At 57.8% G+C, this 26,464-nt stretch carries 27 protein-coding genes; 13 read left to right on the forward strand and 14 right to left on the reverse strand.

The window, feature by feature from the left end:
- Window position 1: 1 nt before the first annotated feature.
- Entirely contained in the window at window positions 2-682 is a 681-nt protein-coding gene (minC, locus tag ETEE_RS15695; RefSeq protein WP_034165207.1) for a septum site-determining protein MinC, read from the reverse strand.
- 136 nt (window positions 683-818) lie between these two features.
- Here minC and ETEE_RS15700 point away from each other — a divergent pair, with 136 nt between their 5' ends.
- The 4 genes from ETEE_RS15700 (at window position 819) to ETEE_RS15715 (ending at window position 3,012) form a co-directional block, all read left to right on the forward strand.
- Window positions 819-1,100, forward strand: a complete 282-nt coding sequence (locus ETEE_RS15700; protein WP_034165208.1) for a YcgL domain-containing protein — start codon at window positions 819-821, stop codon at window positions 1,098-1,100.
- A gap of 141 nt (window positions 1,101-1,241) precedes the next feature.
- Window positions 1,242-1,898: a fumarylacetoacetate hydrolase family protein gene (locus ETEE_RS15705; protein ID WP_034165209.1), complete on the forward strand. Its 657-nt coding sequence runs from the start codon at window positions 1,242-1,244 to the stop codon at window positions 1,896-1,898.
- 113 nt (window positions 1,899-2,011) lie between these two features.
- Window positions 2,012-2,473, forward strand: a complete 462-nt coding sequence (locus ETEE_RS15710) for a YcgN family cysteine cluster protein (protein WP_034165225.1) — start codon at window positions 2,012-2,014, stop codon at window positions 2,471-2,473.
- 107 nt (window positions 2,474-2,580) lie between these two features.
- Entirely contained in the window at window positions 2,581-3,012 is a 432-nt protein-coding gene (locus tag ETEE_RS15715; RefSeq protein WP_034165210.1) for a universal stress protein, read from the forward strand.
- Window positions 3,013-3,094: 82 nt separating this feature from the next.
- Here the strand turns inward: ETEE_RS15715 and dsbB are convergent, their stop codons facing one another.
- The 3 genes from dsbB to ETEE_RS15730 all read right to left on the reverse strand — a co-directional run bounded on the left by dsbB (window position 3,095) and on the right by ETEE_RS15730 (window position 5,986).
- A complete protein-coding gene (gene dsbB / locus ETEE_RS15720; RefSeq protein WP_034165211.1) occupies window positions 3,095-3,625 on the reverse strand; it encodes a disulfide bond formation protein DsbB in 531 nt (176 codons plus the stop codon).
- A gap of 95 nt (window positions 3,626-3,720) precedes the next feature.
- Complete coding sequence (gene nhaB / locus ETEE_RS15725) at window positions 3,721-5,295, reverse strand: sodium/proton antiporter NhaB (protein WP_034165212.1); 1,575 nt, start codon at window positions 5,293-5,295, stop codon at window positions 3,721-3,723.
- Window positions 5,296-5,701: 406 nt separating this feature from the next.
- Complete coding sequence (locus ETEE_RS15730) at window positions 5,702-5,986, reverse strand: hypothetical protein (RefSeq protein WP_034165213.1); 285 nt, start codon at window positions 5,984-5,986, stop codon at window positions 5,702-5,704.
- Window positions 5,987-6,216: 230 nt separating this feature from the next.
- Between ETEE_RS15730 and fadR the strand changes: the two genes are divergently transcribed.
- On the forward strand, window positions 6,217-6,936 hold the full coding sequence (gene fadR / locus ETEE_RS15735) for a fatty acid metabolism transcriptional regulator FadR (RefSeq protein WP_034165214.1): 720 nt from the start codon (window positions 6,217-6,219) through the stop codon (window positions 6,934-6,936).
- 73 nt (window positions 6,937-7,009) lie between these two features.
- Here fadR and ETEE_RS15740 read toward each other — a convergent pair whose 3' ends face one another.
- Window positions 7,010-8,548, reverse strand: a complete 1,539-nt coding sequence (locus tag ETEE_RS15740) for a SpoVR family protein (protein ID WP_034165215.1) — start codon at window positions 8,546-8,548, stop codon at window positions 7,010-7,012.
- Window positions 8,549-8,713: 165 nt separating this feature from the next.
- Between ETEE_RS15740 and ETEE_RS15745 the strand changes: the two genes are divergently transcribed.
- Window positions 8,714-9,994, forward strand: coding sequence for a D-amino acid dehydrogenase (locus tag ETEE_RS15745; protein WP_034165226.1), 1,281 nt, complete (start codon window positions 8,714-8,716; stop codon window positions 9,992-9,994).
- A 6-nt stretch (window positions 9,995-10,000) separates the two neighbouring features.
- Here the strand turns inward: ETEE_RS15745 and ETEE_RS15750 are convergent, their stop codons facing one another.
- A complete protein-coding gene (locus ETEE_RS15750; RefSeq protein ID WP_034165216.1) occupies window positions 10,001-10,216 on the reverse strand; it encodes a YccJ family protein in 216 nt (71 codons plus the stop codon).
- 199 nt (window positions 10,217-10,415) lie between these two features.
- Complete coding sequence (locus ETEE_RS15755; protein WP_038631549.1) at window positions 10,416-10,673, reverse strand: hypothetical protein; 258 nt, start codon at window positions 10,671-10,673, stop codon at window positions 10,416-10,418.
- A 616-nt stretch (window positions 10,674-11,289) separates the two neighbouring features.
- Here ETEE_RS15755 and ETEE_RS21060 point away from each other — a divergent pair.
- The 3 genes from ETEE_RS21060 to ETEE_RS22195 all read left to right on the forward strand — a co-directional run bounded on the left by ETEE_RS21060 (window position 11,290) and on the right by ETEE_RS22195 (window position 12,224).
- On the forward strand, window positions 11,290-11,520 hold the full coding sequence (locus tag ETEE_RS21060) for a hypothetical protein (RefSeq protein ID WP_034165218.1): 231 nt from the start codon (window positions 11,290-11,292) through the stop codon (window positions 11,518-11,520).
- Between the two features lie 208 nt (window positions 11,521-11,728).
- On the forward strand, window positions 11,729-11,857 hold the full coding sequence (locus tag ETEE_RS22190) for a hypothetical protein (RefSeq protein WP_255640315.1): 129 nt from the start codon (window positions 11,729-11,731) through the stop codon (window positions 11,855-11,857).
- A 109-nt stretch (window positions 11,858-11,966) separates the two neighbouring features.
- A complete protein-coding gene (locus ETEE_RS22195) occupies window positions 11,967-12,224 on the forward strand; it encodes a hypothetical protein (RefSeq protein WP_309545123.1) in 258 nt (85 codons plus the stop codon).
- Between the two features lie 81 nt (window positions 12,225-12,305).
- Here ETEE_RS22195 and ETEE_RS15770 read toward each other — a convergent pair whose 3' ends face one another.
- From ETEE_RS15770 to ETEE_RS15780, 3 genes are all read right to left on the reverse strand, one after another.
- Window positions 12,306-14,075 (reverse strand): ABC transporter ATP-binding protein/permease, encoded by a 1,770-nt coding sequence (locus ETEE_RS15770; RefSeq protein ID WP_034165219.1) that lies wholly within the window; start codon window positions 14,073-14,075, stop codon window positions 12,306-12,308.
- Window positions 14,076-14,262: 187 nt separating this feature from the next.
- The gene (locus ETEE_RS15775) at window positions 14,263-15,534 is read right to left on the reverse strand and encodes a YeaH/YhbH family protein (RefSeq protein ID WP_034165220.1); all 1,272 of its coding nucleotides are present in this window, start codon (window positions 15,532-15,534) and stop codon (window positions 14,263-14,265) included.
- 57 nt (window positions 15,535-15,591) lie between these two features.
- Window positions 15,592-17,526: a PrkA family serine protein kinase gene (locus ETEE_RS15780; protein WP_034165221.1), complete on the reverse strand. Its 1,935-nt coding sequence runs from the start codon at window positions 17,524-17,526 to the stop codon at window positions 15,592-15,594.
- Window positions 17,527-17,807: 281 nt separating this feature from the next.
- Between ETEE_RS15780 and ETEE_RS15785 the strand changes: the two genes are divergently transcribed.
- Together ETEE_RS15785 and ETEE_RS15790 are read left to right on the forward strand one after the other, a co-directional pair.
- Window positions 17,808-18,647 (forward strand): MipA/OmpV family protein, encoded by an 840-nt coding sequence (locus ETEE_RS15785; protein ID WP_081926436.1) that lies wholly within the window; start codon window positions 17,808-17,810, stop codon window positions 18,645-18,647.
- A gap of 264 nt (window positions 18,648-18,911) precedes the next feature.
- Window positions 18,912-19,916 carry an IS110-like element IS5075 family transposase gene (locus tag ETEE_RS15790; protein ID WP_038631553.1) on the forward strand — a complete coding sequence of 335 codons (1,005 nt, stop codon included), beginning with the start codon at window positions 18,912-18,914 and terminating at the stop codon, window positions 19,914-19,916.
- A gap of 181 nt (window positions 19,917-20,097) precedes the next feature.
- Here ETEE_RS15790 and ETEE_RS15795 read toward each other — a convergent pair whose 3' ends face one another.
- The 3 genes from ETEE_RS15795 to gapA form a co-directional block, all read right to left on the reverse strand.
- Complete coding sequence (locus tag ETEE_RS15795) at window positions 20,098-22,290, reverse strand: TonB-dependent hemoglobin/transferrin/lactoferrin family receptor (RefSeq protein ID WP_227625190.1); 2,193 nt, start codon at window positions 22,288-22,290, stop codon at window positions 20,098-20,100.
- Between the two features lie 408 nt (window positions 22,291-22,698).
- A complete protein-coding gene (locus ETEE_RS15800) occupies window positions 22,699-23,583 on the reverse strand; it encodes a D-hexose-6-phosphate mutarotase (protein WP_034165157.1) in 885 nt (294 codons plus the stop codon).
- A 105-nt stretch (window positions 23,584-23,688) separates the two neighbouring features.
- Window positions 23,689-24,684, reverse strand: coding sequence for a glyceraldehyde-3-phosphate dehydrogenase (gene gapA / locus ETEE_RS15805; RefSeq protein ID WP_012848336.1), 996 nt, complete (start codon window positions 24,682-24,684; stop codon window positions 23,689-23,691).
- Window positions 24,685-25,043: 359 nt separating this feature from the next.
- Between gapA and msrB the strand changes: the two genes are divergently transcribed.
- Both msrB and ETEE_RS15820 read left to right on the forward strand, forming a co-directional pair.
- The gene (msrB, locus tag ETEE_RS15815) at window positions 25,044-25,454 is read left to right on the forward strand and encodes a peptide-methionine (R)-S-oxide reductase MsrB (RefSeq protein ID WP_034165158.1); all 411 of its coding nucleotides are present in this window, start codon (window positions 25,044-25,046) and stop codon (window positions 25,452-25,454) included.
- A 69-nt stretch (window positions 25,455-25,523) separates the two neighbouring features.
- Complete coding sequence (locus ETEE_RS15820; protein WP_034165104.1) at window positions 25,524-25,772, forward strand: YeaC family protein; 249 nt, start codon at window positions 25,524-25,526, stop codon at window positions 25,770-25,772.
- 35 nt (window positions 25,773-25,807) lie between these two features.
- Here the strand turns inward: ETEE_RS15820 and pncA are convergent, their stop codons facing one another.
- Entirely contained in the window at window positions 25,808-26,443 is a 636-nt protein-coding gene (pncA, locus tag ETEE_RS15825) for a bifunctional nicotinamidase/pyrazinamidase (protein WP_034165105.1), read from the reverse strand.
- Window positions 26,444-26,464: the final 21 nt, after the last annotated feature.

Here is a 26,464-nt window from a genome sequence, read left to right on the forward strand (position 1 = left end):
CCTAGAATAAAGGTTGAATGGTAAGGGCGCCGTCGCTCAGGGTGAGGCGGGCGGCTTGCCCATAATAGTTTTCCGGGATCTGATCGCTTAGCCAGTACTGACCGGCGATGGACACCAGTTCGGCGGAGAGATGGCTGCAGAAGATCTGGCTGCCACTGTCGCCGGCGGCGCCGGCCAACGCCCGCCCACGCATCATGCCGTAGACATGTATATTGCCGTCGGCGATCAGCTCTGCGCCGGCGCTGACGTGGCTGGTGACGATCAGATCGCAGCTGCGCGCATAGATCTGCTGCCCTGACCGCACCGGGGTACTGACGATTTTAGTTTTTGCCGCGACGGGGGCCGCCGGGGCGACGGGCGCCTTCTTCACCGCGCCTTTACCCTCGCTGAGCAACGGTAAACCCGCATGCAGTACCGCCTGTTTTTGGGCTTCGTCGCGACAGCCGCTGACGCCGATGACGTGCAGTCCTGCGGCGCTGAACACGCGCAGCATTTCACGCCATTCCACACTGCCATTCACATCAGTAATATTAATAACAACAGGCGCATTTTTCAAAAACGCGGGCGCTTGACCGACCTTGGCGATTAATGCCGGGCGAATTACCTCTGGTTGAGAATTATGCAAATGAACAACCGAGAGTGTAAAACTGCTGCCTTTCAGTTCTATTGGCGCTTGTGACATCTATCCTGACTCAGCTCAGCAACTTGGAAATCTCCGAAATAACCACGGCGTGCGTGATATTCCGATGTATCTAAGCATGTTATAGTCAGCAGTATATCTAGGCAAGTCGCCGTCAGAATTAAATAGAGTGGAAAAAATGCTTTGTGTGATCTACAGAAGCGCAAAACGCGATCAAACATATCTGTATGTGGAAAAGAAAGACGATTTTTCCCGGGTTCCACCTGATTTAGTGAAGCGCTTCGGCCTGCCGCAGCTGGCCATGGTGCTTAATTTAGCCACTCGCACGCGTCTGGCCGGGGCGGATCTCGCGACGGTGAAAGCGGCACTGGCCGAGCAAGGATATTATCTACAGCTGCCGCCGCCGCCGGAAAACCTGTTGAAGGGGCACCTGCATGCTCAGGGGAAAACGACCTGCTGAGGCGCATTTCTGGCGCCGCGTGCTCTAATGCTGTGAACGGTATCACGCTCTGGTCGGGCGGGCACTTTCGTCGCTGCGGATAATCGATAGACTGATGATCCGGGTTGCCGCAGGCGGCCCCAGCCTGAGGGGAGGGGAAGGATGTATCAGCATCGTGATTGGCAGGGCGCCCTGCTGGAGCTACCGGTCAGTAAGGTGGTCTGCGTCGGTAATAATTATCGTGAGCATATCCGTGAGATGGGCAGCCAGGTGGCGCCGCAGCCCGTGCTGTTCCTCAAGCCGGAGAGTGCGCTGTGCGATCTGCGTCAGCCGATCGTGATCCCCCACGGGCTGGGCGAGGTGCACCACGAAGTCGAGCTGGCGGTGCTGATCGGCATGCCGCTGAGCCAGGCGAATGAGGATCGGGTGGCGCGCGCCGTCGCCGGCTATGGCGTGGCGCTGGATCTCACCCTGCGCGACGTGCAGCGCGAGTGTAAAAAGCACGGCTATCCCTGGGAGAAGGCCAAGGCGTTTGACGGCGCCTGCCCCCTCTCCGGTTTTATCCCCGAGAGCGAATTCGGCGACGCGCAGAATGCCGGCCTTACGCTGAGCGTCAACGGTGTGCTGCGCCAGTCTGGCAATACGCGCGACATGCTGACCCCCATCCTGCCGCTGATTAGCTATATGAGCCGCTTCTTTACCCTGCGCGCCGGGGACGTTGTGTTGACGGGGACGCCGGCCGGCGTCGGTCCGCTGTTCTCCGGCGACATGCTGACCATCGGTCTGAATGCTCGCACGCTGACGACCCGGATCATTTGAGGCCGCTGCGGAGGCGTCGATGAGGTACCCGCTATCGCGAAAGAGACTTGCATCTGGCGCCCAAAGCGTCTATACAGGGCGCCTTTGATAGCACAGCTGCGGGTAACGTGAAGATGGGTACAACGCCTTTTTGGCAGGAAAAAACGCTGGAACAGATGAGTGACGCCGAATGGGAGGCGCTGTGTGACGGCTGCGGTCAGTGCTGTCTGCATAAGCTGCAGGATGAGGATACTGATGAGATCTATTTTACTAACGTGGCCTGCAACCTGCTCAATATCAAGACATGTCAGTGTCGCCACTACGCGCGGCGCTTTGAGTATGAAGAGGACTGCATCAAGCTGACGCGGGAGAATCTGCCGACCTTTGAATGGCTGCCGCCGACCTGCGCCTATCGCCTGCTGAGCGAGGGGGCGCCGCTGCCGACGTGGCATCCGCTGCGCAGCGGGTCTAAGTCGGCGATGCATGCGGCGCGTATCTCCGTGCGCTATATCGCGGTGCGTGAAAGCGAAGTCAGCGACTGGGAGCAGCATATTATGCGCCAGCCGCTGTGGCAGCAGGGGGAAGGACAGGAGTAAACCGGTTGTGGTCCTTCGGCTTGATTTGTATGATGAATTAGCCCGTCGCAGCGCCGTCGTGCTACGCGTACCGCGGGAATACCATCACAGAACAGGAGAGGGAAAAGATGTATCAGAACATTTTACTACCGCTGGATCTGGGAGAAGAGGCGCTGACGGCGATGGCGTTGGAGCAGGTGAAGGCCGTGATCCGCAGCCCAGATACCCGGGTGCGCCTGATGTATGTCGTCGCCCAGATCCCCGACTTTATCCTTAACCGCTTTAATCCGCAGACCAATCAGTTCGATGATGTGATGAGCGCTGAGCTGCGCTCGCGCCTGCAGGCGCTGACCGATACGCTGGCGCTGCCGGCGGAGAACATCAGCGTGGTGGTGCGCCAGGGCGGTATCTATGACGAAATCCTGAAAGAGGCGCAGTGCATCAATGCCGACCTGATCCTGATCGGCTCGCGGCGCCCCAGCATGAAAACCTATCTGCTGGGCTCCAACGCGGCGGCGATCGTGCGTCACGCCCGCACCTCGGTGCTGGTCGCCCGCTAAGCATCCTGCCGCACACGCCCGGAAAAGCCAAAGGCACCCGAGGGTGCCTTTGGAGGTTGGTCGAGCGGTGTTAGCGGCGAGTCTAGCGATTAAACAGCGAGCGGCGCTTCTCTTTGACCAGCTGAGCCAGCAGCACCAGCAGGCCGATCAGCAGATAGGCGGCAAAGATCCCGACCAGCCACTGCGGCATTTCCAGGTTCATAAACTGCCACTGGCGTTCAGCGCAGTCCCCGTTGGCGAAAAAGACGGACGGCAGCCATTTGTCCAGCGGCAGCCAAGCGGGGAAGGAGACAAAGAAGTCACAGGTATTGAACGGCGAGGGATGCAGCTGGATCATGGTATGCTGCCAGGCCAGCTCTAGCCCGCGATAGGCGCTGTACAGCCACAGCAGCAGCGCGGCCCAGCGCAGCGGGGTTTTCGGCGCCGCGGCGCCCAGCAGCCCCGCCCCCAGAATTCCGAACAGGGCACAGCGTTCATAGATGCACATGACGCAGGGTTTTAGCAGCATCACATGCTGAAAATAGAGCGCGGTCGACTCAAGCAGCAGCGCCGTCAACGCCATCAGTAGCCAGGCGCCACGCCCTTGCGAACAACGCTTCAAAAATTGCAACATAACCTGATTTCCATGTCACAAAAAGGTGCAGCCAGTGTAAACCATTGACTGCACACTGCCAGAAAAAATTATCTGAAATGCGCGACGGACGGGAGTTAGAGCCCGCCGCTGAGCACGTCCTGCGCCGGCGGCAGGGTCAGCAGATGCCACTGGGACAGGAGCTGGGTTGCCGGCTCCAGCGCGAAGGTCACGCACAGCAGGCCCACCAGCGTCATCACCACCGTGTAGGGCAGCGCCATCCAGACCATGCGGCCATAGGAGAGACGGATCAGCGGCGCCAGCGCAGAGGTCAGCAGGAACAGGAACGCGGCCTGACCGTTGGGGGTGGCTACCGACGGCAGGTTGGTGCCGGTGTTAATGGCGACGGCCAGCAGCTCGAACTGCTTCAGGGAGATCGCACCGGACTCCAGCGCCGCCTTCGCCTCGTGAATGTAGACCGTACCGACGAAGACGTTATCGGAGATCGATGAGAGCAGGCCGTTGAACAGATAGAACAGCGTCAGTTGGCGATCCGGCGGCGACTGCAGCACAAACTGGATCACCGGGGTAAACAGGTGCTGATCGATGATCACCGCCACGACGGAGAAGAACACGGTGAGCAGCGCGGTGAAGGGCAGCGACTCCTGAAACGCCTTGCCGATCAGATGCTCGTCGGTGACCCCGCACAGCGACGTGACCAGTACGATCACGCTCAGCCCGATCAGCCCGACCTCCGCCAGGTGGAAGGCCAATGCGCTCACCAGCCAGACGCCGACCAGGGCCTGTATCATCAGGCGCAGCTTATCCTGACGGCTGCGGCTGTTGGTGCTCTCCCGGTCGAAGTTGAGCAGGATTTGGCGCACGCGATCCGGCAGCTGGGCACCGTAGCCGAACAGGGAGAACCGCTCGACCAGGTAGCAGGTGAATATACCGCAGAAGAAGACCGGCACGGTAACCGGCGCCATGCGCAGCAGAAACGAGACGAAGTGCCAGTCGGCGTTTTTGGCGATGATCAGGTTCTGCGGCTCACCGACCATGGTCATGACGCCGCCGAGGGCGGTGCCGACGCCGGCATGCATCAGCAGGCTGCGCAGAAAGGCGCGGAACTGATCGAGGGCATCGCGTTTGGCGCTGTCGGTCAGGTGGCTGTCGTCGCTGAGCGCCACGTTACCACCGCCGCCGGAGGCGACCTGATGGTAGATGCCATAGAATCCCACCGCGACGCTGATGACAACGGCGATCACCGTCAGAGCATCGAGAAAGGCGGACAGGAATGCCGCTGCCAGACAAAAGGCCAGCGATAGGGCTATCTTCGAGCGAATGTTAAGCAGCAGCTTGGTGAAGACAAACAGCAGCAGCTGCTTCATAAAATAGATACCGGCCACCATGAAGATCAGCAGCAGCAGCACTTCCAGATTGGCCGCTATCTCATGGGCGATCTTCTCCGGGCTGGTCATCCCGATAAATACGGCCTCGAGTGCCAGCAGGCCGCCGGGCTGCAGGGGGTAGCACTTCAGCGCCATGGCCAGGGTGAAGATAAACTCGATCACCAGCAGCCAGCCGGCGTAGAAAGGGCTGAGGGCAAAAACCAGTGGGTTGATGATTAAAAAAGCCAGAATGGCAATTTTGTACCAGCCCGGCGCGTTACCGAGGAAGTTCCTCGCGAAGGCCTGGGTATATGTGATTGTCATAACGTCGTTAAACCTGATTTCTTATGTGATTTGCCGGTATCGGCCGCGATCCCAGAAAGCGGAACGGAGAATATCTTTGCCGGGAAATAATTAGACTATACTACTTTCACGGCGGGCGGCAAAGTGGCGCCTTGATATAACCTCTTATAAATCATTTGATTATTGTATTGTTGCTTAATATAAGCGTCCTAGCACGGCACCTTCCACGGCCAGGTCGGACGCCGCGCGGCGCACCGATGAGGGCAAATCTTGCCGATTTTGACGCGGGGCTGCAATGGGGAACGCAGGAAAGGAGGCGTAACGCGGTTCAGCGCCCAGAGTGTGGAATAAAAAACTGTGAGCGGATTATTTGTTGGCATGACATGCGGAGGAGATGGCGCGGCATGCGATAGGAAGGCGATAACCGTTACGGGAGAGTCCCCAGATTGCCCAGCGCGATGCGCGGCGCGGGTAAGGGAAACTCCAGCGAGCCAAGGCGGGGCTGCGCCGTCGGGAGTAGAGCCGGATTGCCCAGAGGGGGAAGGGGAGTCTCCTCCTGTGCAGGAAGTCGGGCGCGGTCGCAGCGTGGCTCTGCGCGGGGAGACGGCGTGCGCAGGAAACGCGGAGCGCCGCGGTCGGCAAATAGGGTGATCAGCAGCGCGACGCCGCTCAGTGCGGCGGCGCTGGCGATAAGGATACCCGTGACGTCCATGATCTCTCTCCGTGATATTGATAATTATTCTTATTATACGCCTGCCGCCGCCGCAGGCTCAATAGAAAATGAATTTTATTCTCATTCTGTGTCCGTACGTGTGCTTTTGCCGCCGTGGGCACAGTTTGTATGTTTAAGCGCTATCGGCGCTATATCAGCGGGTTGCCATCTGGTATGATGAGCAATCTTGTTTTTGCTTATTCTTATTGTCGTGACGGAACGTTAACAACATGGTTATTAAGGCGCAGAGTCCAGCTGGTTTTGCGGAAGAGTATTTGATTGAAAGTATTTGGAATAACCGTTTTCCACCCGGTTCTATCCTGCCCGCAGAGCGAGAGTTGTCTGAGCTGATTGGCGTTACCCGTACTACCCTGCGTGAGGTGCTGCAGCGTTTAGCGCGCGATGGATGGCTGACGATCCGGCATGGTAAGCCGACCCAGGTGAACAACTTCTGGGAAACCTCTGGGCTGAATATTCTGGAGACGCTGGCGCGTTTGGATCACGATAGCGTCCCGCAGCTGATCGACAATGTGCTGGCCGTGCGTACCAACATTGCCGCTATCTTCATTCGCGCCGCAGTGCGTCAGCATCCGGATAAGGTGCAGGCCATCGTCGCCGACGCCCCGACGGTAGAGGATAGCGCCGATGCCTTTGCTGACTTGGACTACCGTATTTTTCGCGCGCTGGCCTTCGCCTGCGGCAATCCGATCTACGGCCTGATCCTCAACGGGCTGAAGGGGCTGTACACCCGAGTCGGGCGCTATTACTTTGCCAATCCGCAGGCGCGCCGCCTGGCGCTGGCGTTCTATTCGCGTCTCGGTGAGCTGGCGGCGACCCGTCAGCACGATCAGGTGATGGAGTTTGTCCGCAGCTACGGCAAAGAGAGCGGCGCCATCTGGCACGGAATGCAGAGCGGGATCCCGCGCGATTTGGCCGAGGGGCGCGCCTGAGTCAGCGGCGTATCCAGCCGATATCTCCTATCCCCGATAACCGGGGGGCGCTTAGCGCCCCCCGGTTTTTACTTCAGATCCCGTCAGGATGCGGCGGGCAGCGCTCCAGCAGCTCTACGCCGCCGTCCTCGTTTACCTGCTCCAGATAAACGTCAAAGCCCCACAGCCGCTGCAGATGCTTGATGACCGCTCGGCGGCTGGCGGTATCCAGCGGGATCCGGTTATGGGGAATATAGCGCAGGGTCAGCGAGCGATCGCCGCGCAGCGCGACGTTCCAGACCTGAATATTCGGCTCGAGGTTGCTCAGATTGTACTGGGACGAAAGCCGCTCCCGCAGGATCCGGTACCCCTCCTGATTGTGGATGGCCTCAATCTCCAGATAGCTATTGCGCTCGTCGTCCAGGACGCTGAACAGGTGAAACTCGCGCATCAGGCGCGGCGATAGGAACTGGCTGATGAAGCTCTCATCCTTAAAGTCGCGCATGGCGAAGTGTAGCGTCTCCAGCCAATCACGCCCGGCGATAGTGGGGAACCACTCCCGATCCTCAGGGGTCGGCTGCTGGCAGATGCGCCGAATATCTTGATACATGGCGAACCCCAGGGCGTAGGGGTTGATGCCGCTGTAATAGGGGCTGTTATAGGCTGGCTGGGCGATCACATTGGTGTGGCTGTGCAGAAATTCCAGCATAAAGCGATCGCTGACCCGCCCCTCGTCGTAGAGGTGGTTGAGCAGGGTATAGTGCCAGAAGGTGGCCCAGCCTTCATTCATGACCTGTGTCTGCTTCTGCGGGTAAAAGTATTGGCTGATCTTGCGCACGATGCGCACGATTTCCCGCTGCCATGGCTCTAGCAACGGGGCGTTTTTTTCCAGGAAATAGAGGATGTTCTCCTGGGGCTCGCTGGGGAAGCGCTGGTCCTGCCTGGCCAGCACCTCGGCCTCACGGCGTGGCAGGGTGCGCCAGAGATCGTTGACCTGGCTCTGCAGATAGGCCTCGCGTGCCTTCTGGCGCGCGCGCTCCTCATCCAGAGAGATCTTCTGCGGTCGTTTGTAGCGATCTACGCCGTAGTTCATCAGCGCATGGCTGGAGTCCAGAATTTTCTCGACCTCTTCAACGCCGTAGCGCTCCTCGCACTGGCGGATATAGTTACGGGCAAACAGCAGGTAATCGATGATGGAGCCAGCGTCGGTCCAGGTGCGGAACAGATAGTTATTCTTAAAGAAGGAGTTATGGCCGTAGCAGGCGTGGGCCATCACCAGCGCCTGCAGAGTAATGGTGTTCTCCTCCATCAGGTAGGCGATGCAGGGATTCGCGTTTATCACGATCTCATAGGCCAGCCCCTGCTGGCCCTGTTTATAGCGTCGCTCGGTCTCGATAAACTTTTTACCGAAGGACCAGTGGGCGTAGTTGATCGGCATGCCGACGCTGGAGTAGGCGTCCATCATCTGTTCGGCGGTAATAATTTCGATCTGGTGTGGATAAGTATCCAGCCGGTAGTGCCGGGCGACCCGATCGATCTCATTCAGATACGCCTGAAGCAGCGGAAACGTCCAGTCCGGGCCATCGCTCAGGCACGGTGCGGAGTTACGGGTTGCAGCGTTTGACCTGGCCATGCACACACCTCCCTCAAGCCATTATACGGACCGCGGCATGCCGTCCTGATACAAGCGTAGCCTACCGTGTTGAAAACTGCCGGATTGCCGCGGCGCGTGCTCCGGTTATCGCATATGCTTGATGTACAGCGTATAGGGCATTCGTACGGCAGCGGAGGGATGGCGATGCGGGTAGCGATATTGGGCAGCGGCGTGATCGGCGTGACCAGCGCGTGGTATCTAGCGCAGGCCGGTCACCAGGTAACGGTAGTCGATCGTCAGGAGGGCCCAGCGCTGGAGACCAGCGCGGCCAACGCCGGACAGATCTCGCCGGGCTATGCGGCACCCTGGGCGGCGCCGGGGATCCCGCTCAAGGCGCTTAAATGGTTGTTTCAGCGCCATGCGCCGCTGGCGATGAGCCTGGACGGCTCGCTGTTTCAGCTGCGCTGGCTGTGGCAGATGCTGCGTAATTGCGACAGTGCCCACTATGGCCTAAATAAAGCGCGGATGGTCCGGCTGGCCGAATACAGTCGCGACTGTCTGGCGCAGCTGCGCCGGACGACACCCATCGATTACGAAGGGCGGCAGTTGGGAACCCTGCAGCTGTTCCGCACGCCGCAGCAGTATGAGAACGTCGCGCGTGATATTGCCGTTTTGCGCGAGGCCGGAGTGCCTTACCAGCTGTTGTCGGCGGCGCAGCTGCCGACGGTGGAGCCGGCGCTGGCGGCGGCGAGTGCGCGCTTGAGCGGCGGTCTGCATCTGCCCCATGATGAAACCGGGGACTGCCAGCTGTTTACCCGTCAGCTGGCGCAGCGGGCGGCACAGGCCGGGGTTCGCTTTATCTTTAATACCCAGGCCCTGCGGCTACTGCGCAGCGGGGCGCGGATACAGGGCGTACAGTATGGCCACGATACGCTGGTGGCGGACGCCTATGTGGTCGCGCTGGGTGCCTACTCTACCGGGCTGCTGCAGGATATCGTGGCGATCCCGGTCTATCCGCTGAAGGGCTACTCTCTGACGCTGCCCATCGATGATCCTGACGCCGCGCCGCGCTCGACGGTGCTGGATGAGAGCTATAAGGTGGCGATCACCCGCTTCGATCGGCGTATCCGGGTCGGTGGTATGGCGGAGGTGGTTGGCTTTGACATGTCGCTGCCGCCGGCCCGGCGCCGGACGCTGGAGAGGGTGGTGTGCGATCTCTATCCGCGCGGCGGATTTTTGCCGCAGGCGAGCTTTTGGTGCGGGCTGCGTCCGGCGACGCCGGACGGAACACCGCTGGTGGGGGCGACGCCGCTGGAGAATCTGTATCTCAATACCGGTCACGGCACGCTGGGCTGGACCATGGCCTGCGGATCCGGACAGCTGCTGGCGGATATCATTTCCGGCGTGACGCCGGCGATCCGCGCCGATGATTTGTCGGTTGCCCGCTATACCCGTAACGCAGTGGGCACGGCGGGCAGGGGATAATACGGGTTAGACATCTGCGCGGGAGATGGTCTCATCTCCCCAGTAGAGCTGATCCTGGTCCGTTTTGGCGAAGGCCAGCGGCAGGACATCATCGTTTCCTTCTTCCCAAATCTGTTGCGCCAGGGCTTCGTCACCGTGCGCCAGTTCGAAGATGGCTTCGGCAATTTCTAAAGAGGTTTCACGCACGCGTGCCCATTCGGCGATGTGATGCGGCTTGGTCATAAAAAGTCTCCTTGAAAATGATCGCGGTTACGGATGTACCGATCCAGCGGAAAGGGGCCGATGGCAGAGGCAATCTGCCCTTTGATCACCATAACGCAGCATAGGCTGCTGCGCCAGCCCCTTGTGTTGCCACATGTTGCCGTACGCTTATATGGGAAGGCCAGCCCGGCGAGAGCGTCTGGCTGGCGGTGGTGATATGCTAGGGGAGGTCGTCGGGCAGCGGTTGGTCGCCCAATAAACGATCCAGGGCGCTGAGCAGCAGCGCCCGACGCTGTTGACAGGATTCGGTGCGGGCAGTACGTGCGATAGCATGGATCAGATCGCCATAGATGATGTCGCCATCGCGCTCGATAAGTGCACTGACGGTTTCACCGATCAGGCGGGATACTTCGTGTTCAAAATGAATGGGATCACTAAAGTGAATGCGATAATCAGGCAGTTCAGTGAGTGTACTCATGGTGTCTTTCCCTTGGTGCTACAGCAAATGATCCGGTGGGTGGTATCAATTAACCGGCTAGTCAATAAGATGACGAAATTAATTAGTCGTCTATGGTTATAATTAATAACACTAGCATCTTTTACTAATGATACCTACTCTGATAGGCAGAGGATGCTATGTGTTGTGGTTTACTTCACAGTTAGTTGATTTGCCTCACGCTTGTGCGGCTAAATGTCCCCGCTCTCTGCGGCAATGGCGCGACGCTCACCGATTCGGCCTCCGGTGAGAATCGCCGTCCGCCGGGTTGTCCTGTAATAATCATAAATAGTATTTATATTTTGCGCCGCGTGTTGCAGAGGCGCGGCGTGGCACGCTGGCAAGGGCTGCGCTGTCAGCGTTCCACCTTATTATCCGCTAGATGTGCCTCGCGCAGCATTTATCACCGAGAGTGGCGATGATGGCATGAATTATTTATTAATGCACTCCCTTTAGTGTAGTGATAAATATAATCTCGATATCTTTTAATGAAATATAATTCTGAAATCAATAAGTTATTTAGAGATCTATTTCAATAACGCAGTAAAACGTAGGTTACATTATTGCCAGACCCAGAGTTAATATTAAGGGGAGTGCGATGGATAGCTATTTATCTTCTAAATATATTAGCCAGATGGAATTGTTCTGTAGCGGATATAAAGCCTTTCTCAATCGGGCAAAAACTGAGCGGGAGTGTATTCGCGCTATTCGTGAGGTGGCGTATGAACATGGATTCAGCCCCTTGGCTGGCGTAGAGACGCTGGTCGCCGGGGAAAAATATTATTGCATCAATCGTAATAAGAGCATGGTGCTGGTCGTAATGGGGTGAGCGCCGTTATGCCATGGCGTGCGCATCATGCGCCGGGAGTCGCCTATTTCGCGGTTGAAAATGGTGGTGGGGCTGGTGCTTATGGGGCAAGCACTGTTGTTCTTCATCCTCTACAACCAAATGCCGACCTCGCTGAACTTTTTCGCCATCAATAATGTGCGCCCCTCTCTGTTCGGGGTCGATATCAATCCGGTAGGCGTTAAATCCGATGTGGGTTATCGTACTCAGCCCCGGTCTGGCCTGGCTTTATACCTGGCTGGGCGAGCGCGGGTGCGATCCGTCGATGCCGGTCAAATTCGCCGTGGGGATGCTGGCCTGCGCTGTCGCTTGCCGGTAGCGCGCGTTTCTTCGGCAATGAGGCGGGCATCGTCTCGCCGTTCTGGATTATTGCGCCTTATCTGCTGTTCGCCATCGGCGAGCTACTGATATCGGCGTTAGGCCAGTCGATGATCGCCAAGTTATTCCCGCGTGAGGTGCGTGGTTTTATCTATGGCGCTTGGGGGATGGTATTAGCACTGGCCTCGCTGGCCGGTTTCTCCGCCAGCGACAGTGAGGCGGGGGGAGACGCGCAGCGCTCTCTGCAGCAGTATGGCGGCTACTTCTATGCCTTGGCTTTGGCGACCCTGATCGTTGCGCCGATCTGTTGGTGGCTGGCGCCGCGGCTGGAGAGGCTGCTCAACGCACCCGATCATCCCGCCGCATAGGTAGGACACACGATCATCTCGCGCAGCGAGTAAGCAGAAGGCGACGTAGGCGGCCGGGGCATGCGCCCCAGCCGTCTACGTTTAGTGCTCGCCGAGCGTGGAGACCTCGACCTGCGACGGGGCAAATTCTCCCCCTTGGTCATCCTCCGCCTCCCGATGAAAACGCCAGCGCAGGGTATGGAACGGCGCGACGCTGCTGCGGTGAGCGACGCTGATCAGCGTCACGCCCGGCAGAGACGCCTCTAGCAGGCGGTAAACGTGCTGTTCGGTATCTTCATCCAGTGCGCTGGTGGCCTCATCCAGATACAGAATATCCGGGCGCAGCGCCAGCGCACGTGCAAAGGCGATGCGCTGCTGCTCACCGGGGGAGAGTTGCTGTGACCAGTTGGAGCGGCTGCCTAATGCATCGCACAGGTGGCTCAGGCGACAGGCTCGCAGAATAGCCTTCAGCTCGTCATCGCTATAGGTGGTTGCGTTGTAGGGGTAGCAGATGGCCTCACGCAGGCTGCCTATCGGCAGATAGCTGTGCTGTGGCAGGAACAGGGTACGCAGCGTCGTCTCATCTGGACGCAGGATCTCGCCGTGGCCGTAGGGCCAGACGCCGGCGATGGCGCGCAGCAGGGTCGACTTACCGCAGCCGGAGGGGCCGGTGATCAGCACGCGATCGCCGCGCAGCACCCGCAGAGTGACATTGTTAAACAGCGTACGCCCCTGGTGAAGCTGCAGGGTCAGCGCCTTGATATTGAGCGCCTCGTCGGCGCACTGGGTCTGACCATGGCGGATGTCGCCGGGATGGCGGTTGATCTCCTCTACCGCCTTATTGAAGCCGGCCAGACGGTTAATGCAGGCTTTCCAGGAGGCCAGATCGTCAAACGCATTGATAAACCAGGATAGCGCCCCCTGCACCTGGCCGAAGGCCGAGGAGATCTGCATCAGGGTGCCCAGCTGGATGGCGTTGGCGAAATAGCGCGGCGCGGCCACCAGAATCGGGAAGATGATGGCGAACTGGCCGTAAAAGTTGCTGGCGAAGTTGAGGCGTCGGGTCAGACGCATGATATTCCACCAGTTGCGACGGATATTCTGAAACTGACCCTCCAGCTGCCGGCGCTCCTGCTGCTCGCCGTGGTACAGCGCGATGGGGTCGGCGCTATGGCGGATTCGGATCAGGCCAAAGCGGAAGTTTGCCTCAAAGCGCTCCTGATCGAAGGAGAGATCGACCAGCGGGCGGCCCACCAGCCAGATCATCATGGAGCCGAGTCCGGCATACAGCAGGGCGAACCACACCATGTAGCCGGGGATCTCCAGCGCATGGCCGGCGATCATCAGCGAAAGCGAACCGGAGACCGACCACAGAATCGTGACGAAGGAGAACAGGGTCACCAGGCTGGAGAGAAACCCCAGCGTCAGGGAGAGCGTGCCGCTGGTCAGCGTGTTCAGATCCTGGGCGATACGCTGATCGGGGTTATCGATCGACTGCTGCATTTCCGTGTGATAGTAGGCCTGATGCCCCAGCCATTTATCCATATAGCGCCGGGTCATCCACTGACGCCACAGCATCTGCAGCCCCTGGGTCAGGTAAATACGGAAGATGGCGATCGCGATGTAGATAAACGCCAGATAGCTAAAGCGGATCAGCTGCGCCTTGAAGACCGCATAGTTGCGGTTTTGCAGGGCATCGTAGAACACCCGGTTCCACTCGTTAAACAGGACGTTGATATACACCGCGGCCAGGGTCAACACGACGATGGCGAACAGGCGGGTCCAGGCGCTGACTTTTTCTTCTGAAACCCAGTAGGGCCTGATCAACTGCCACACTTCCCGCCAGTGGGTGGTTTTTTGGGTGAAATGCATGCGATGACTTTCCTACAGCATGAAAATAATAAAAAGGTGTGCCCGTTTAGGCCACGGGACATGACAAACGTTCTGTGGCCGATTGTAAAGTAATTTAATGATATGCCGAGCGTTTAGGATACCCCCGCCGTCGAACGGCGGGCGAGTATCGAGATGGTTGTCCGCCGCCCTGTCCGGCGGCGGCGAATCAGCGGGGGGCTAGCTGACGGGCGAACAACTCCCGAAAGACCGGGTAGATATCCTGTGGTTCCCGGATATGCTGCATGGCAAAGTTGTCGCAGCGCTGGCTCAGCCCCTCATACTCCCGCCATAGGGTCTGGTGGGCGCGGCGGGTGATTTCGATATAGCAATAGTAGCGTACCAGCGGCAGCAGCCGGGTGGTGAGCAGCTGCTGGCACAGGGGAGAGTCGTCGGCCCAGTTGTCCCCGTCGGAGGCCTGGGCGGCATAGATGTTCCACTGAGCGGGATCGTAACGGGCGCGGACGATCTCATCCATCAGCTTTAGCGCGCTGGAGACGATGGTGCCGCCGGTCTCCTGAGAGTAGAAAAACTCTTGCTCGTCGACCTCCTTGGCCTGGGTGTGGTGGCGAATATAGACCACCTCGATATTCTTGTAGTTTCGGCTCAGGAACAGGTACAGCAGGATATAGAAACGCTTGGCCATCTCTTTGGTGGCCTGATCCATGGAGCCGGAGACATCCATCAGGCAGAACATGACCGCTTGGCTCGAGGGCTCGGGGCGTCGCTCGTAGTTTTTATAGCGCAGATCGATGCTGTCGATAAACGGCACCCGGGCAATACGCTGGCGCAGCGCCTCGATCTCTTGGCGTAGCCGCATGGCCTCCAGCGGCTGCGCCGGTTCGCTGTGCTGCAGCGCGTCGAGCTGCTGCTCCAGCTGAAGCAGCTCGCGCCGCTTGGCGGCACTCATGGCGGTACGTCGCGCCAGCGAGTTCCGCAGGGATCGCACGACGCTGATGTTGGCCGGAACGCCGCTAGCGGTGTAGCCGGCGCGATGGTTTTTGAATTCGGTCAGCTGCTGGTAGTGACTGTGGCGCAGATTGGGCAGGGCCAGGTCTTCAAACAGCAGATCCAGATACTCGTCCTTGGATATCTGGAAAACGAAGTCATCCTGTCCCCCCTCACCGTTGCCGGCATCGCCGCTGCCGCCGCCGGCGCCGCCGCCCTGCTGGCGCTCTATGTGGTCATGGGGGACAAAGTGATCGTTGCCGGGGTGAACCCGGTGGCGTTCACCGCCGCTCCCCTGCTGAAACAGCGGTTCGCTGATATCGTCGCGTGGAATCGTGACCGATTCGCCGCTCTCTACGTCAGAGACCGAGCGGCGGTGGATGGCATCCGCGACCGATTGTTTGATCTGCGATTGGTAGCGGCGCAGGAACCGCTGGCGGTTTACCGCGCTCTTATTCTTGCCGTTCAGGCGGCGATCGATGAAGTAGGCCATGGCGCCTCCCAGTCTGCCAAGTGGAAAGGGCGGCAGGGCGCCGCCCGGAGCGGGTCGTCAGGATGATTTACGGACCCGCAGATACCACTCGCACAGCAGGCGGACCTGCTTGCGGGTATAGCCCTTCTCCATCATGCGGTGCACGAAGTCATCGTGCTTCTTCTGCTCCTCGCTGGACGTCTTGGCGTTGAAAGAGATCACCGGCAGCAGCTCTTCGGTGTTGGAGAACATCTTTTTCTCGATCACTGTACGCAGCTTCTCATAGCTGGTCCAGTTAGGGTTGTGACCGCTGTGGTGCGCGCGGGCGCGCAGCACGAAGTTGACGATTTCGTTACGGAAATCCTTGGGATTACTGATCCCCGCCGGCTTTTCGATCTTCTCCAGTTCGGCGTTGAGCGACTCGCGATCAAACAGCTGTCCGGTATCCGGATCGCGGTACTCCTGATCCTGGATCCAGAAGTCGGCATAGGTGATATAGCGGTCAAAGATATTCTGGCCATACTCGGAATAGGATTCCAGATAGGCCGTCTGGATCTCTTTGCCGATAAACTCGACGTATTTGGGGATCAGATAGCCTTTCAGGTACTCAAGGTATTTTTCCCCCGTCTCCTGGGGAAACTGCTCGCGCTCAATCTGCTGTTCCAGGACGTAGAACAGGTGTACCGGGTTGGCGGCGACCTCGGCATGATCAAAGTTGAAGACCTTGGAGAGGATCTTAAAGGCGAAGCGGGTGGAGAGGCCGTTCATCCCCTCATCGACCCCGGCATAGTCGCGATACTCCTGGTAGGACTTAGCCTTGGGATCGGTGTCCTTCAGGCTTTCGCCGTCATAGACGCGCATCTTGGAGAACAGGCTGGAGTTTTCCGGCGCTTTCAGGCGCGACAGCACGCTGAAGCTGGCCAGTGTCTCCAGGGTGCCCGGCGCACAGGGCGCCAGCGCCAGTTCGCTGTTGCGCAGCAGCTTGTCGTAGATCTTAATCTCTTCCGATACCCGCAGGCAGTAGGGGACCTTCACGATATAGACGCGGTCGAGAAAGGCCTCATTGTTCTTGTTATTACGAAACTGCACCCATTCTGATTCGTTGGAGTGTGCCAGAATGATACCGCTGAAGGGCAGGGCAGAGATCCCCTCGGTGCCGTTATAGTTTCCCTCCTGGGTAGCGGTCAGCAGCGGATGTAGCACCTTGATCGGCGCCTTGAACATCTCCACAAACTCCATGATCCCCTGGTTGGCCCGGCACAGCGCGCCGGAATAGCCATAGGCATCGGGATCGTTCTGGGCGTAGTGCTCCAGCTTGCGAATGTCCACCTTACCGACCAGCGCGGAGATATCCTGGTTGTTTTCGTCGCCCGGCTCGGTCTTGGCGATCGCGATCTGCTGCAGGATCGAGGGCCACACCTTGACGACCCGGAACTGGGTGATATCGCCACCGAACTCACGCAGGCGCTTGGTGGCCCACGGCGACATGATGGTTCCCAGATAGCGCGGCGGGATGCCGTACTCCTGGCTGAGGATGGCGCCATCCTCCCGGGCATCGAACAGACACAGGGGATGGTCGTTGACCGGGCTCCGCTCGCCGTTGGCGCTCAGCACATAGATGGGAACGCACTGCATCAGCGCCTTCAGCCGCTCGGCCAAAGAGGACTTGCCGCCGCCGACCGGCCCCAGCAGATAGAGGATCTGTTTTTTCTCCTCCAGCCCCTGTGCCGCGTGGCGCAGGTAGGCCACGATTTGCTCGATGGCATCCTCCATGCCATAGAATTCGGCAAAGGCGGGATAGCGGGCAATGACGCGGTTGGAGAACAGACGGGAGAGGCGGGGATCCTGCGCCGTATCGATCATGTCGGGCTGGCCGATGGCCTGCAGCAGACGCTCTGCCGCATTGGCATAGGCGCTGCGATCCTGGCGGCAGAGGGTGAGAAATGCCTGCAGCGTGAACTCTTCATCCTTGGCCGCTTCATAGCGCTGGCGATATTGGTCAAATATGTTCATAGCGATGCCCGTCCTTTTTTCAGCACAGGTTAAGGATAATGCCGCGTCGCTGCGGTCGCGCGAAAACGCGCTGTTGCGCCGGGGCATCCGCACATGGCAGGCCGACCGTAGTCTCCCCCTGAGATCAAGCTTAGTTGGCCTCCAGGAATTTGCCCGCCGCTCACGGCTTTTTTCCCATGGCATTTCAAGCACTCAGTTTAGACACGGTGATGCGGCGGCGCAGGATACCCGCGTCCGGCGGTCGCGCGGGAAGTAGGGATTAGAATAGGATGAAAAGTGGCATGTTAACTGTTTTCCAGGTAAAAGGTGATGCGATTAACCACTCTATGAGTATAATCATCCGACATATTTTTATTCTGTATTGGATGATGTTAACGGTGAAAAAACGTACGCTCTCTGCGCTGGGCTCACTGGCCCTGCTGGTTACTGCCGCCGCCCACGCCGGCACTTGGTCTATCGGTGCCTCCGCTCTGGTCGCCCCGGATCCCTACCGTGGCGATAACGACCGCGTTTATCCTGTGCCGATGGTGAACTATGACAGCGACAGCTTCTATTTTCACAGTCTGACCGCCGGTTACTATCTGTGGAAGGATCAGCAGGATCAGCTGAGCGCCACCGCGTTCTATTCTCCGTGGCGCTTTCGCGCCAGCGACAGCGATGACTGGCGGATGAAGCGCCTGAATAACCGCTACGCGACCGTGATGGCCGGCTTGAGCTATAGCCATCACGAAGCGTGGGGAACGCTGCGCGCCTCTTTCGTGGGCGATATTCTGGATAACAGCAATGGCCTAGTGGGCGATCTGGCCTACCTATACACCCTGCACCGCGGGGACTGGAGCTTTACTCCCGGCGTCGGCGTGACCTGGAACAGCGCCAATCAGAACAGCTACTACTTTGGCGTGTCCGACAGCGAGGCGCGTCGCAGCAGTCTGCAGCAGTACAGCCCGGAAAACAGCTGGTCACCCTACCTGGAGCTGACCACCTACTATCGCATCAATGCGGACTGGAACGCGTTCTTCGCCGGCCGCTTTGTGCAGCTGAGCAGCCAAATTAAGGACAGCCCGATGATCGCGAAGAACTATACCGGCATGCTGTGGTCTGGCGTGACCTACCGTTTCTAATCGTCGCCGCGTGCATCGCGTTACGATCGGCAGGGTCGCCTCGGCGACCCTGCTTTCATTTTAGAAGTAGAATGAAATATCGGCGGCGAAGTTTCGCCCCGGTGCGGTGAAGCGCCGTAGGCCAACTCTATCGCTGTCTATCTGATTGGTCGTACCGAATTCCGGCAGGCTGCGCAGGGTATCCCAAGTGCTATATTTAATGAGATGGTCACTCCCTCCTTCCCAGTACTATGCTGAGGACAGGCTTTCATTCGGAGAACCATCATGGAAAACATTGCGCTTATTGGTATCGATCTGGGTAAGAACTCTTTCCATATTCATTGTCAGGATCATCGTGGGAAGGCCGTTTACCGTAAAAAATTCACCCGACCAAAGCTAATCGAATTTCTGGCGACATGCCCGGCAACAACCATCGCGATGGAAGCCTGTGGCGGTTCTCACTTTATGGCACGCAAGCTGGAAGAGTTAGGGCATTTTCCAAAGCTGATATCACCGCAATTTGTCCGCCCATTCGTTAAAAGCAACAAAAATGACTTCGTTGATGCTGAAGCTATCTGTGAAGCAGCATCACGTCCATCTATGCGTTTCGTGCAGCCCAGAACCGAATCTCAGCAGGCAATGCGAGCTCTGCATCGTGTCCGTGAATCCCTGGTTCAGGATAAGGTGAAAACAACTAATCAGATGCATGCTTTTCTGCTGGAATTTGGTATCAGCGTTCCGCGAGGTGCTGCCGTTATTAGTCGACTGAGTACCCTTCTTGAGGACAGTAGTTTGCCTCTTTATCTCAGCCAGTTACTGCTGAAATTACAACAACATTATCACTATCTTGTTGAGCAGATTAAAGATCTGGAATCTCAGTTGAAACGAAAGTTGGACGAAGATGAGGTTGGACAGCGCTTGCTGAGTATTCCCTGCGTTGGAACGCTGACTGCCAGTACTATTTCAACTGAGATNGGCGACGGGAAGCAGTACGCCAGCAGCCGTGACTNTGCGGCGGCAACAGGGCTGGTACCCCGACAGTACAGCACGGGAGGTCGGACGACATTGTTAGGGATTAGCAAGCGGGGCAACAAAAAGATCCGAACTTTGTTGGTTCAGTGTGCCAGGGTATTCATACAAAAACTGGAACACCAGTCTGGCAAGTTGGCCGACTGGGTCAGGGAGTTGTTGTGTCGGAAAAGCAACTTTGTCGTCACCTGTGCTCTGGCAAACAAGCTGGCCAGAATAGCCTGGGCACTGACGGCGCGACAGCAAACTTACGAAGCATAAAGGCAGAAATACACCAGTTTAAACAATCATTCATCTGGTTTTGCGAATACTGATATTGATGATACTAACGGCCCACCGGCCTGTTGAGGAACCTGTAAAACGGAAAGGCTCATTGAAGCCGTATATTTTCTGGAGGTTCATCAGGCGCGGAACTCATCGAGGCGCGGGAATAAAATCCCATTCAGACGCCGGATAGATTCAAGCAAGCCAACTTGTCGTCAAAATCGGTGTTGCAAAAACGGGAGTGACCATAGATTCTGTTTAACATATTAAACACGCCGGCGCGCAGTGAGATATTTTCACTGACGTTATAATAGGCGGTAGTATCGAAGACGACATAGCTTGCGCTCAGGTATGGCCAGGCGCGTCCATTGTGAATGGCCTGACTCTCCTTCTTTTTCGCCGCATAGGTCATAAAGAGCTCCGCGCCATATCTGGCGCTGGGATGGCGATAGGCTAATGAAGAAACCCATTTAAAAGGTTGAATGGAGAGCAATGAGTTTCCGCTGGCATCTCTCCCTTGGGCGTAGCTCAGACTATTGCGTAAGCTATAGCTATCCTGCCAACCGAGCGCCTTGGCGAGGTGGAACTCGTTTGTCAGCTCAAGCCCCCAGACATAGGCTGAGGCGACATTCGTATATTGCAGATGGTTTTGTGGAAGGGTTGGCTTGTTCCAGCGTGAGGGATTTGAGGGATCGAACCAAGGGTTGGGGACCTGTTTCTCCGTCTGCTTGAGATCGATAAAGTCGGTGTATTTGGTGTAATAGGCGTTGATCTTATTCTGTACGATATCGCCTTGATAACTGAGCGCGATTTCGTTACTCAGGCCTTGCTCCTGCCTTAAATTGGGGTTCGGCTCAACGCGGTTAGCCGCGATGCTATCGCCATAATCGAAATAAAGCTCCTGCGCCGTAGGAATGCGGAAGCCCTTACCAATTTTATACTGCAACGTATAGCGGGGGGTTATGGCGTAGCTGGCGGTCAGCGCCCATGAAAGGGCTGAGTAGCGGTTGGGCCGTGGATCGCTGTCTTTCGCCAGGGATAACCGACCTGCGTCGGGTTTATGTGCGACGCTATCATAGCGGGCGCCGGCGATAAGGCTGAGCTGATTGTTGGGCAGCGTGATTTCATCGACGACGGTGGCATTGACATCACGGCTAGAGACCGGCCGGATGATTTTTTGATCGTCCAGGTGGGGTTTCTTGGGGTTACCCAGCCAGGTCGTGTCCACATTGACGTTATCAAAGCGCTTCGAGGTATACTGGGTCCGCAGGGTCAGATGATGGCGCGTAGCCAATAACGACCAGCTGTTGAACGAGATTTCGCTATTCAGGTAGCGGCCATACTGGGTCAGCCTGCGATTTTTCTCTTCAAAAATATCGCCATAATATCCCTGCTCAAAGTCTTCATAGATCGTGCTAAAGGCGGTCTGCGTGATTTTCTGCCAGTTAAACTCGGTTTTGACCGTGTCGATATAGATGCCGGGCTGCCAGGTATCAGAAACGCTGTAGCGCCTTTTTTCTGAGAGGTCGTTACCGGTACGGTGATATGTTGAAAAGAGGTACCACGACTTCTCATCGGTATAGGTCTTTTCCTTGGCATATTCGACGGTGGCGCTGAGGGTGTGTGCGTCGCCGAGCATAAGGTTGACCTTCGAGAGGAGCGAGTGGCGCTTTTTATCCTGCGGGTCCGGCGTTCCACGTGCGCGGCCAAAAACATCGTTTTCATGGCGGAAGTTGTCGGTTTCATGGCCGCTGCGGTAAGTGTAGAGCAGCATGCCTTCGGCAAAATCCGTGCTGAACGCGCCCCCGAGGGTCTGCATCTTTTCATCATTTTTCGAACTATAGGCGCTGCGGGAAACCAAGCCGCTATTGCCCGATCGAATCAGATCGCTGGGATCTTTGCTGACATACTGCACGCTGCCGCCCAGGGCGCCACTGCCCATGAATAACGAGTCGGCCCCCTTGGCGATCAGCACGGTTTTCAGATGGTCAGTTTCGATGTTGTTGATGCTGCCGTTAAAATAGCCATATCCCTTGTAAATGAGGTTGTCGAAAGTTTCACCCTGCGGGATGCCATCGACGGAGATGGCCACGCGATCCTTATCGACGCCTCGCATGCTATATCCATTATTGCCGAAGCGGCCATCGCTGGAGACGCCGACGCCGGGAAGGTGGCGGACAATATCCTGCATATCAAAAATAAGCTGATTCTCTATCTCATTTTGCGAGAGCGTCGTCTCATTAATTTTTTCCTCCTTCTTTTCGATGACATAGACGATATCCTCGGCATCGTTCTTCTCCGTCCCCGTCGCCTGCGCGACAAGGGGGGTACTGACGGGGAGCAGCGTAGTAAGAAGTATTTTTTTTATCATATACATAACCCAGAAGCATTTAAAAGGTCATACATATTAATTGATAATGATAATTATTTTCAAGCGATGTGTGTTTACTCGGTATGAGCGCGGCGTAGATATGACCGGCGCGGCGGATGCTCAGCGCGGGGTGAGGTGCTCCGTCGCGCACCCTGTGCTTATCGTCGCCGCCTCCGGCGGTGGGCAGGACAGGCATGAGCGCCGGTTAGACGGGATAGCATCGCCGCCGGCAAGCCAGAGAGCGTGCCGGCGGATTTCGGCCGCGATGAGAGGGATGTCGGTGAATGCGCTGACTGCGGGCACGGGTGACCGGCGGGGAACGGGGGCTACGGCTGCGCCGCGTGCGCGGGTGCCAAGCGCACCGGGGAGATCCCGGCTCCCGCGCAGCGGAGAGCCGGTTGATGCGTATTAGCGCTGCGGACGCAGGCGCAGCGTGGCGGCCAGACGGGCAGGGCAGCCGCTGCTGACCTGCAGCGGCTGGCTGACGCGGGCGGTCTCAACGCACACCATGGTGTGATAGCCGTCATTGGGCATATCGGCCATGGCGGCGGCAATCTCACGCCACGGGTTCCAGGCGACGACGTCGCTGTGATGGTGATGATGGATCTCGATGCTGCGCTGGAAGCCGCGATCGTGAATGACGCTGAATGGCTCCGGCGCGGTATAGACGCGGTCGGTACGCGCGCTGAAGGTCAGCGCTCCCTGTTGGATAGCCTCGGCGCCGCCGTTGACTTTATCCAGATAGGGTTCGCCCAGCCCAGAGACGGAGACGGCGTTAATATCGGCGATATTGAAATAGGTGTGCAGCGCGGCCTGGCAGCGGTAGTCGCCATAGGCCTCAAGCTCCATACTGCAGTGGTCGCTGAGACGATAGCGGGCCGTCAGGCTAAAGTCATGAGGCCAGTATTTACGCGAGGCGTCGCTCTCTTTCAGGGTGAGGGTCAGGGTTACGCCCTGCGCGTCTTCATCATGCGCGCTGAGAGTCCAGGGCAGGTTGCGGGCGAAGCCGTGTGCCGGATAGCCCTCCTGTTGGGCTGGGCCAAACCAGGGCCAGCAGATGGGCACGCCGCCGCGGATCGGTTCGCCCGGTTGAAAGGCTGAGTCCGGCGAGAGCCACAGCGCCGGTTTTTCGCCGCTGGGCTGCCACAGCAGCAGATGGGCGCCCTGTAGGGCGACGGCGGCCCGCAGCCGCGGATGGTTGACCACCACGATGGGCAATGCATCCAGCTGGCGCAGGCTGAGGTAAGGGGTGATCTGTCGTTCGACCGGTAAGGAAAAAATCTTTTCGGACATGTTCTGGGACATGGTAAGACTCCTCGGTGAAGGCGGTGCCGCAGACACAAAATAAAAAGGGCGACACCGAGTGTCGCCCTTTTATCACGAGATCACAATGCGCGCTTACTTGGAGATGTGCGCGATCAGATCCAGAACTTTGTTGGAGTAACCCGTTTCGTTGTCGTACCAAGAAACCAGTTTCACGAAGTTGTCGTTCAGAGAGATACCGGCGTCGGCATCAAACACAGAGGTGCATACTTCGCCGTTGAAGTCGGTAGAAACGACGGCTTCGTCGGTGTAGCCCAGAACGCCTTTCATTTCGCCTTCAGAAGCGGCCTTCATCACGTCACAGATCTGCTGATAGGTCGCCGGCTTGGCCAGGCGTGCAGTCAGGTCGACAACGGAGACGTTCGGGGTCGGAACGCGGAAAGCCATACCGGTCAGTTTACCGTTCAGCTCCGGGATGACCTTGCCAACGGCTTTGGCTGCACCGGTAGAAGACGGGATGATGTTCTGGCTAGCGCCGCGGCCGCCGCGCCAATCTTTCATAGACGGGCCGTCGACGGTTTTCTGGGTTGCGGTGGTGGCGTGAACGGTGGTCATCAGCGCTTCAACGATGCCGAAGTTGTCGTTCAGGACTTTAGCCAGCGGAGCCAGGCAGTTGGTGGTGCAGGATGCGTTGGAAACGATCTCCTGGCCAGCGTAGTTCTTGTGGTTTACGCCCATCACGAACATCGGGGTAGCATCTTTGGACGGGCCCGTCATGACGACTTTCTTGGCGCCGGCGGCGATGTGCTTACGCGCGGTTTCGTCGGTCAGGAACAGACCGGTCGCTTCGGCAACAACGTCAACGCCGATTTCGTTCCACTTCAGGTTAGCCGGATCTCTTTCAGCGGTAACACGGATTTTTTTACCGTTAACGATCAGGTGGCCATCTTTCACTTCAACAGTGCCGTTGAAACGACCGTGAGTAGAGTCGTACTTCAGCATGTATGCCATGTAGTTGGCATCCAGCAGATCGTTGATGCCAACGATTTCGATGTCAGAACGTTCCTGAGCAGCACGGAAAACAATACGGCCGATACGGCCAAAACCGTTGATACCTACTTTGATAGTCATATATTCCACCAGCTATTGGTTAGTGAATAAAAGGTTGCCTGTAAAATTACAAAAACCTTATGGAGCGTCAAGCGGAATCGTGTCAATTGTTGCTATACGTCAAAGCCGCCGCGGCGACTGTGCAGATAGCATCCACGATGCCAAACTCACCGTATTCCATCATACATGGGGGCGGCGGCGAGAGTCTCAAACCTGCGTGCTGTCTGTTTGTGATACTCATCACAAAAGTCACCCCCGTCGCGCTTCAGCCACACAGTTTAGACCAAATGATGCTGATCTATTGTTAACTGTTTGTTATGTTGGATGGCATTTTATTTCTGCCCAATCCTATCCATTCGACGCAGGCCGCGGAACATAACATGGCTAAAGAAAAACCCTCTCAGTCCCCACATCAATTAACCGAAATGCAACGCTATGTCACTCAGCAGCGTGGCACCGAGCCGCCGTTTAGCGGCCGGCTGCTGCATAACCGCCAGGAGGGGATATACCACTGCCTGTGCTGCAACAGCCCCTTGTTCTATTCCGACAGTAAATATGACTCCGGCTGTGGCTGGCCGAGCTTCTTTCGCCCCTATAGCGCCGACGCCATTCGCTGTCTGGATGATGATTCGCACCATATGCACCGCATCGAAATCCGCTGCGCGCACTGCGATGCCCATCTGGGGCATCTGTTTCCCGACGGTCCCCAGCCCAGCGGTGAGCGCTATTGCGTGAACTCCGCCGCGCTGCATTTCTGCGCCGGAGAGGATGGCCGCTGGACCCTAGGATAACCCCTTGATGTCTTGAAATGATAGTACCATGGTGAAGCGATTCAGCAAAGCGGATATTAGCGAGGACATATGGATATTGAGCGCTTGATCTCAATAATGAATGAAGATGTCTACCGGCGTCTGACGACCGCCGTTGAGCTGGGCAAGTGGCCGGACGGCTCTCGGCTGAGCGAGTCGCAGCGCGGTGAGGCGCTGCAGATGGTGATGCTGTACCAGTCGCGTCATAATCACCGTGCGGCGCATTTAACGGTGAACACCCGCGGGGAGATAGAAATGAAAAGCAAGCAAGCGCTGAAGGCGCTGTTTAATGCGCCGTAGGCGGAGTAGGGGGCCAACGGCGCGGCGCGCGCGGCTCAGCGCAGGTGGCTGAGCGCGGTGAGCGGGGTTAGGGCCGCCCCGGCGCTGACCATCTCAGCCAGCGCGCGTTCGCTATCGCCGGGCGTGAGATCCACGCCGCGGCAGCCGTCGCGAATGATATTGACCTGATAGCCCAGGCGTAGGGCGTCCAGCACCGAAAACTTCACGCAGTAATCCGTCGCCAGACCCAGCAGCCACAGGCGGGTGATGCCGTGCTGGCGTAGCCAGGCATCCAGCGCGGTGGCGCCGCGTCGCCCGTTGTCGAAAAAGGCGCTGTAGCTGTCTACTGCGGCGTCGGTTCCCTTATGCACCACAAAATCGAAGGCGGTATCGCGCAGGGCCGGATGAAACGCGGCGCCGATGGTGTTCTGCACGCAATGGTCAGGCCACCAGACCTGGGGCAACCCATTGAGCTCGCCGACCTTGCCTATCTGCCCGCCGCTGCGGCTGGCGAAGCTGCCGTGCTCCGCCGGGTGCCAATCCTGGGTCGCGATCACTGGGATGCCGTCCCGGCGCGCCATGGCGACCGCCTGCAGGGCGATGGGAATGACCTCATCGCCCCGAGGCACCGCCAGGGCGCCCTGGGGGCAAAAATCATTCTGTAGATCGATCAGCAAAAGTGCGGCGGACATCGGTCTTTCTCCCATGGTTGT

The organism is Edwardsiella anguillarum ET080813, assembly GCF_000264765.2.
GTDB classification, from domain to species: domain Bacteria; phylum Pseudomonadota; class Gammaproteobacteria; order Enterobacterales; family Enterobacteriaceae; genus Edwardsiella; species Edwardsiella anguillarum.

What these genes read in the sequence shown, in the direction of transcription:
- minC (WP_034165207.1), bottom strand. Translation starts at nt 682, where the DNA reads ATGTCACAAGCGCCAATAGAACTGAAAGGCAGCAGTTTTACACTCTCG.
- ETEE_RS15700 (WP_034165208.1), top strand. Translation starts at nt 819, where the DNA reads ATGCTTTGTGTGATCTACAGAAGCGCAAAACGCGATCAAACATATCTG.
- ETEE_RS15705 (WP_034165209.1), top strand. Translation starts at nt 1,242, where the DNA reads ATGTATCAGCATCGTGATTGGCAGGGCGCCCTGCTGGAGCTACCGGTC.
- ETEE_RS15710 (WP_034165225.1), top strand. Translation starts at nt 2,012, where the DNA reads ATGGGTACAACGCCTTTTTGGCAGGAAAAAACGCTGGAACAGATGAGT.
- ETEE_RS15715 (WP_034165210.1), top strand. Translation starts at nt 2,581, where the DNA reads ATGTATCAGAACATTTTACTACCGCTGGATCTGGGAGAAGAGGCGCTG.
- dsbB (WP_034165211.1), bottom strand. Translation starts at nt 3,625, where the DNA reads ATGTTGCAATTTTTGAAGCGTTGTTCGCAAGGGCGTGGCGCCTGGCTA.
- nhaB (WP_034165212.1), bottom strand. Translation starts at nt 5,295, where the DNA reads ATGACAATCACATATACCCAGGCCTTCGCGAGGAACTTCCTCGGTAAC.
- ETEE_RS15730 (WP_034165213.1), bottom strand. Translation starts at nt 5,986, where the DNA reads ATGGACGTCACGGGTATCCTTATCGCCAGCGCCGCCGCACTGAGCGGC.
- fadR (WP_034165214.1), top strand. Translation starts at nt 6,217, where the DNA reads ATGGTTATTAAGGCGCAGAGTCCAGCTGGTTTTGCGGAAGAGTATTTG.
- ETEE_RS15740 (WP_034165215.1), bottom strand. Translation starts at nt 8,548, where the DNA reads ATGGCCAGGTCAAACGCTGCAACCCGTAACTCCGCACCGTGCCTGAGC.
- ETEE_RS15745 (WP_034165226.1), top strand. Translation starts at nt 8,714, where the DNA reads ATGCGGGTAGCGATATTGGGCAGCGGCGTGATCGGCGTGACCAGCGCG.
- ETEE_RS15750 (WP_034165216.1), bottom strand. Translation starts at nt 10,216, where the DNA reads ATGACCAAGCCGCATCACATCGCCGAATGGGCACGCGTGCGTGAAACC.
- ETEE_RS15755 (WP_038631549.1), bottom strand. Translation starts at nt 10,673, where the DNA reads ATGAGTACACTCACTGAACTGCCTGATTATCGCATTCACTTTAGTGAT.
- ETEE_RS21060 (WP_034165218.1), top strand. Translation starts at nt 11,290, where the DNA reads ATGGATAGCTATTTATCTTCTAAATATATTAGCCAGATGGAATTGTTC.
- ETEE_RS22190 (WP_255640315.1), top strand. Translation starts at nt 11,729, where the DNA reads ATGTGGGTTATCGTACTCAGCCCCGGTCTGGCCTGGCTTTATACCTGG.
- ETEE_RS22195 (WP_309545123.1), top strand. Translation starts at nt 11,967, where the DNA reads ATGATCGCCAAGTTATTCCCGCGTGAGGTGCGTGGTTTTATCTATGGC.
- ETEE_RS15770 (WP_034165219.1), bottom strand. Translation starts at nt 14,075, where the DNA reads ATGCATTTCACCCAAAAAACCACCCACTGGCGGGAAGTGTGGCAGTTG.
- ETEE_RS15775 (WP_034165220.1), bottom strand. Translation starts at nt 15,534, where the DNA reads ATGGCCTACTTCATCGATCGCCGCCTGAACGGCAAGAATAAGAGCGCG.
- ETEE_RS15780 (WP_034165221.1), bottom strand. Translation starts at nt 17,526, where the DNA reads ATGAACATATTTGACCAATATCGCCAGCGCTATGAAGCGGCCAAGGAT.
- ETEE_RS15785 (WP_081926436.1), top strand. Translation starts at nt 17,808, where the DNA reads ATGTTAACTGTTTTCCAGGTAAAAGGTGATGCGATTAACCACTCTATG.
- ETEE_RS15795 (WP_227625190.1), bottom strand. Translation starts at nt 22,290, where the DNA reads ATGATAAAAAAAATACTTCTTACTACGCTGCTCCCCGTCAGTACCCCC.
- ETEE_RS15800 (WP_034165157.1), bottom strand. Translation starts at nt 23,583, where the DNA reads ATGTCCGAAAAGATTTTTTCCTTACCGGTCGAACGACAGATCACCCCT.
- gapA (WP_012848336.1), bottom strand. Translation starts at nt 24,684, where the DNA reads ATGACTATCAAAGTAGGTATCAACGGTTTTGGCCGTATCGGCCGTATT.
- msrB (WP_034165158.1), top strand. Translation starts at nt 25,044, where the DNA reads ATGGCTAAAGAAAAACCCTCTCAGTCCCCACATCAATTAACCGAAATG.
- ETEE_RS15820 (WP_034165104.1), top strand. Translation starts at nt 25,524, where the DNA reads ATGGATATTGAGCGCTTGATCTCAATAATGAATGAAGATGTCTACCGG.
- pncA (WP_034165105.1), bottom strand. Translation starts at nt 26,443, where the DNA reads ATGTCCGCCGCACTTTTGCTGATCGATCTACAGAATGATTTTTGCCCC.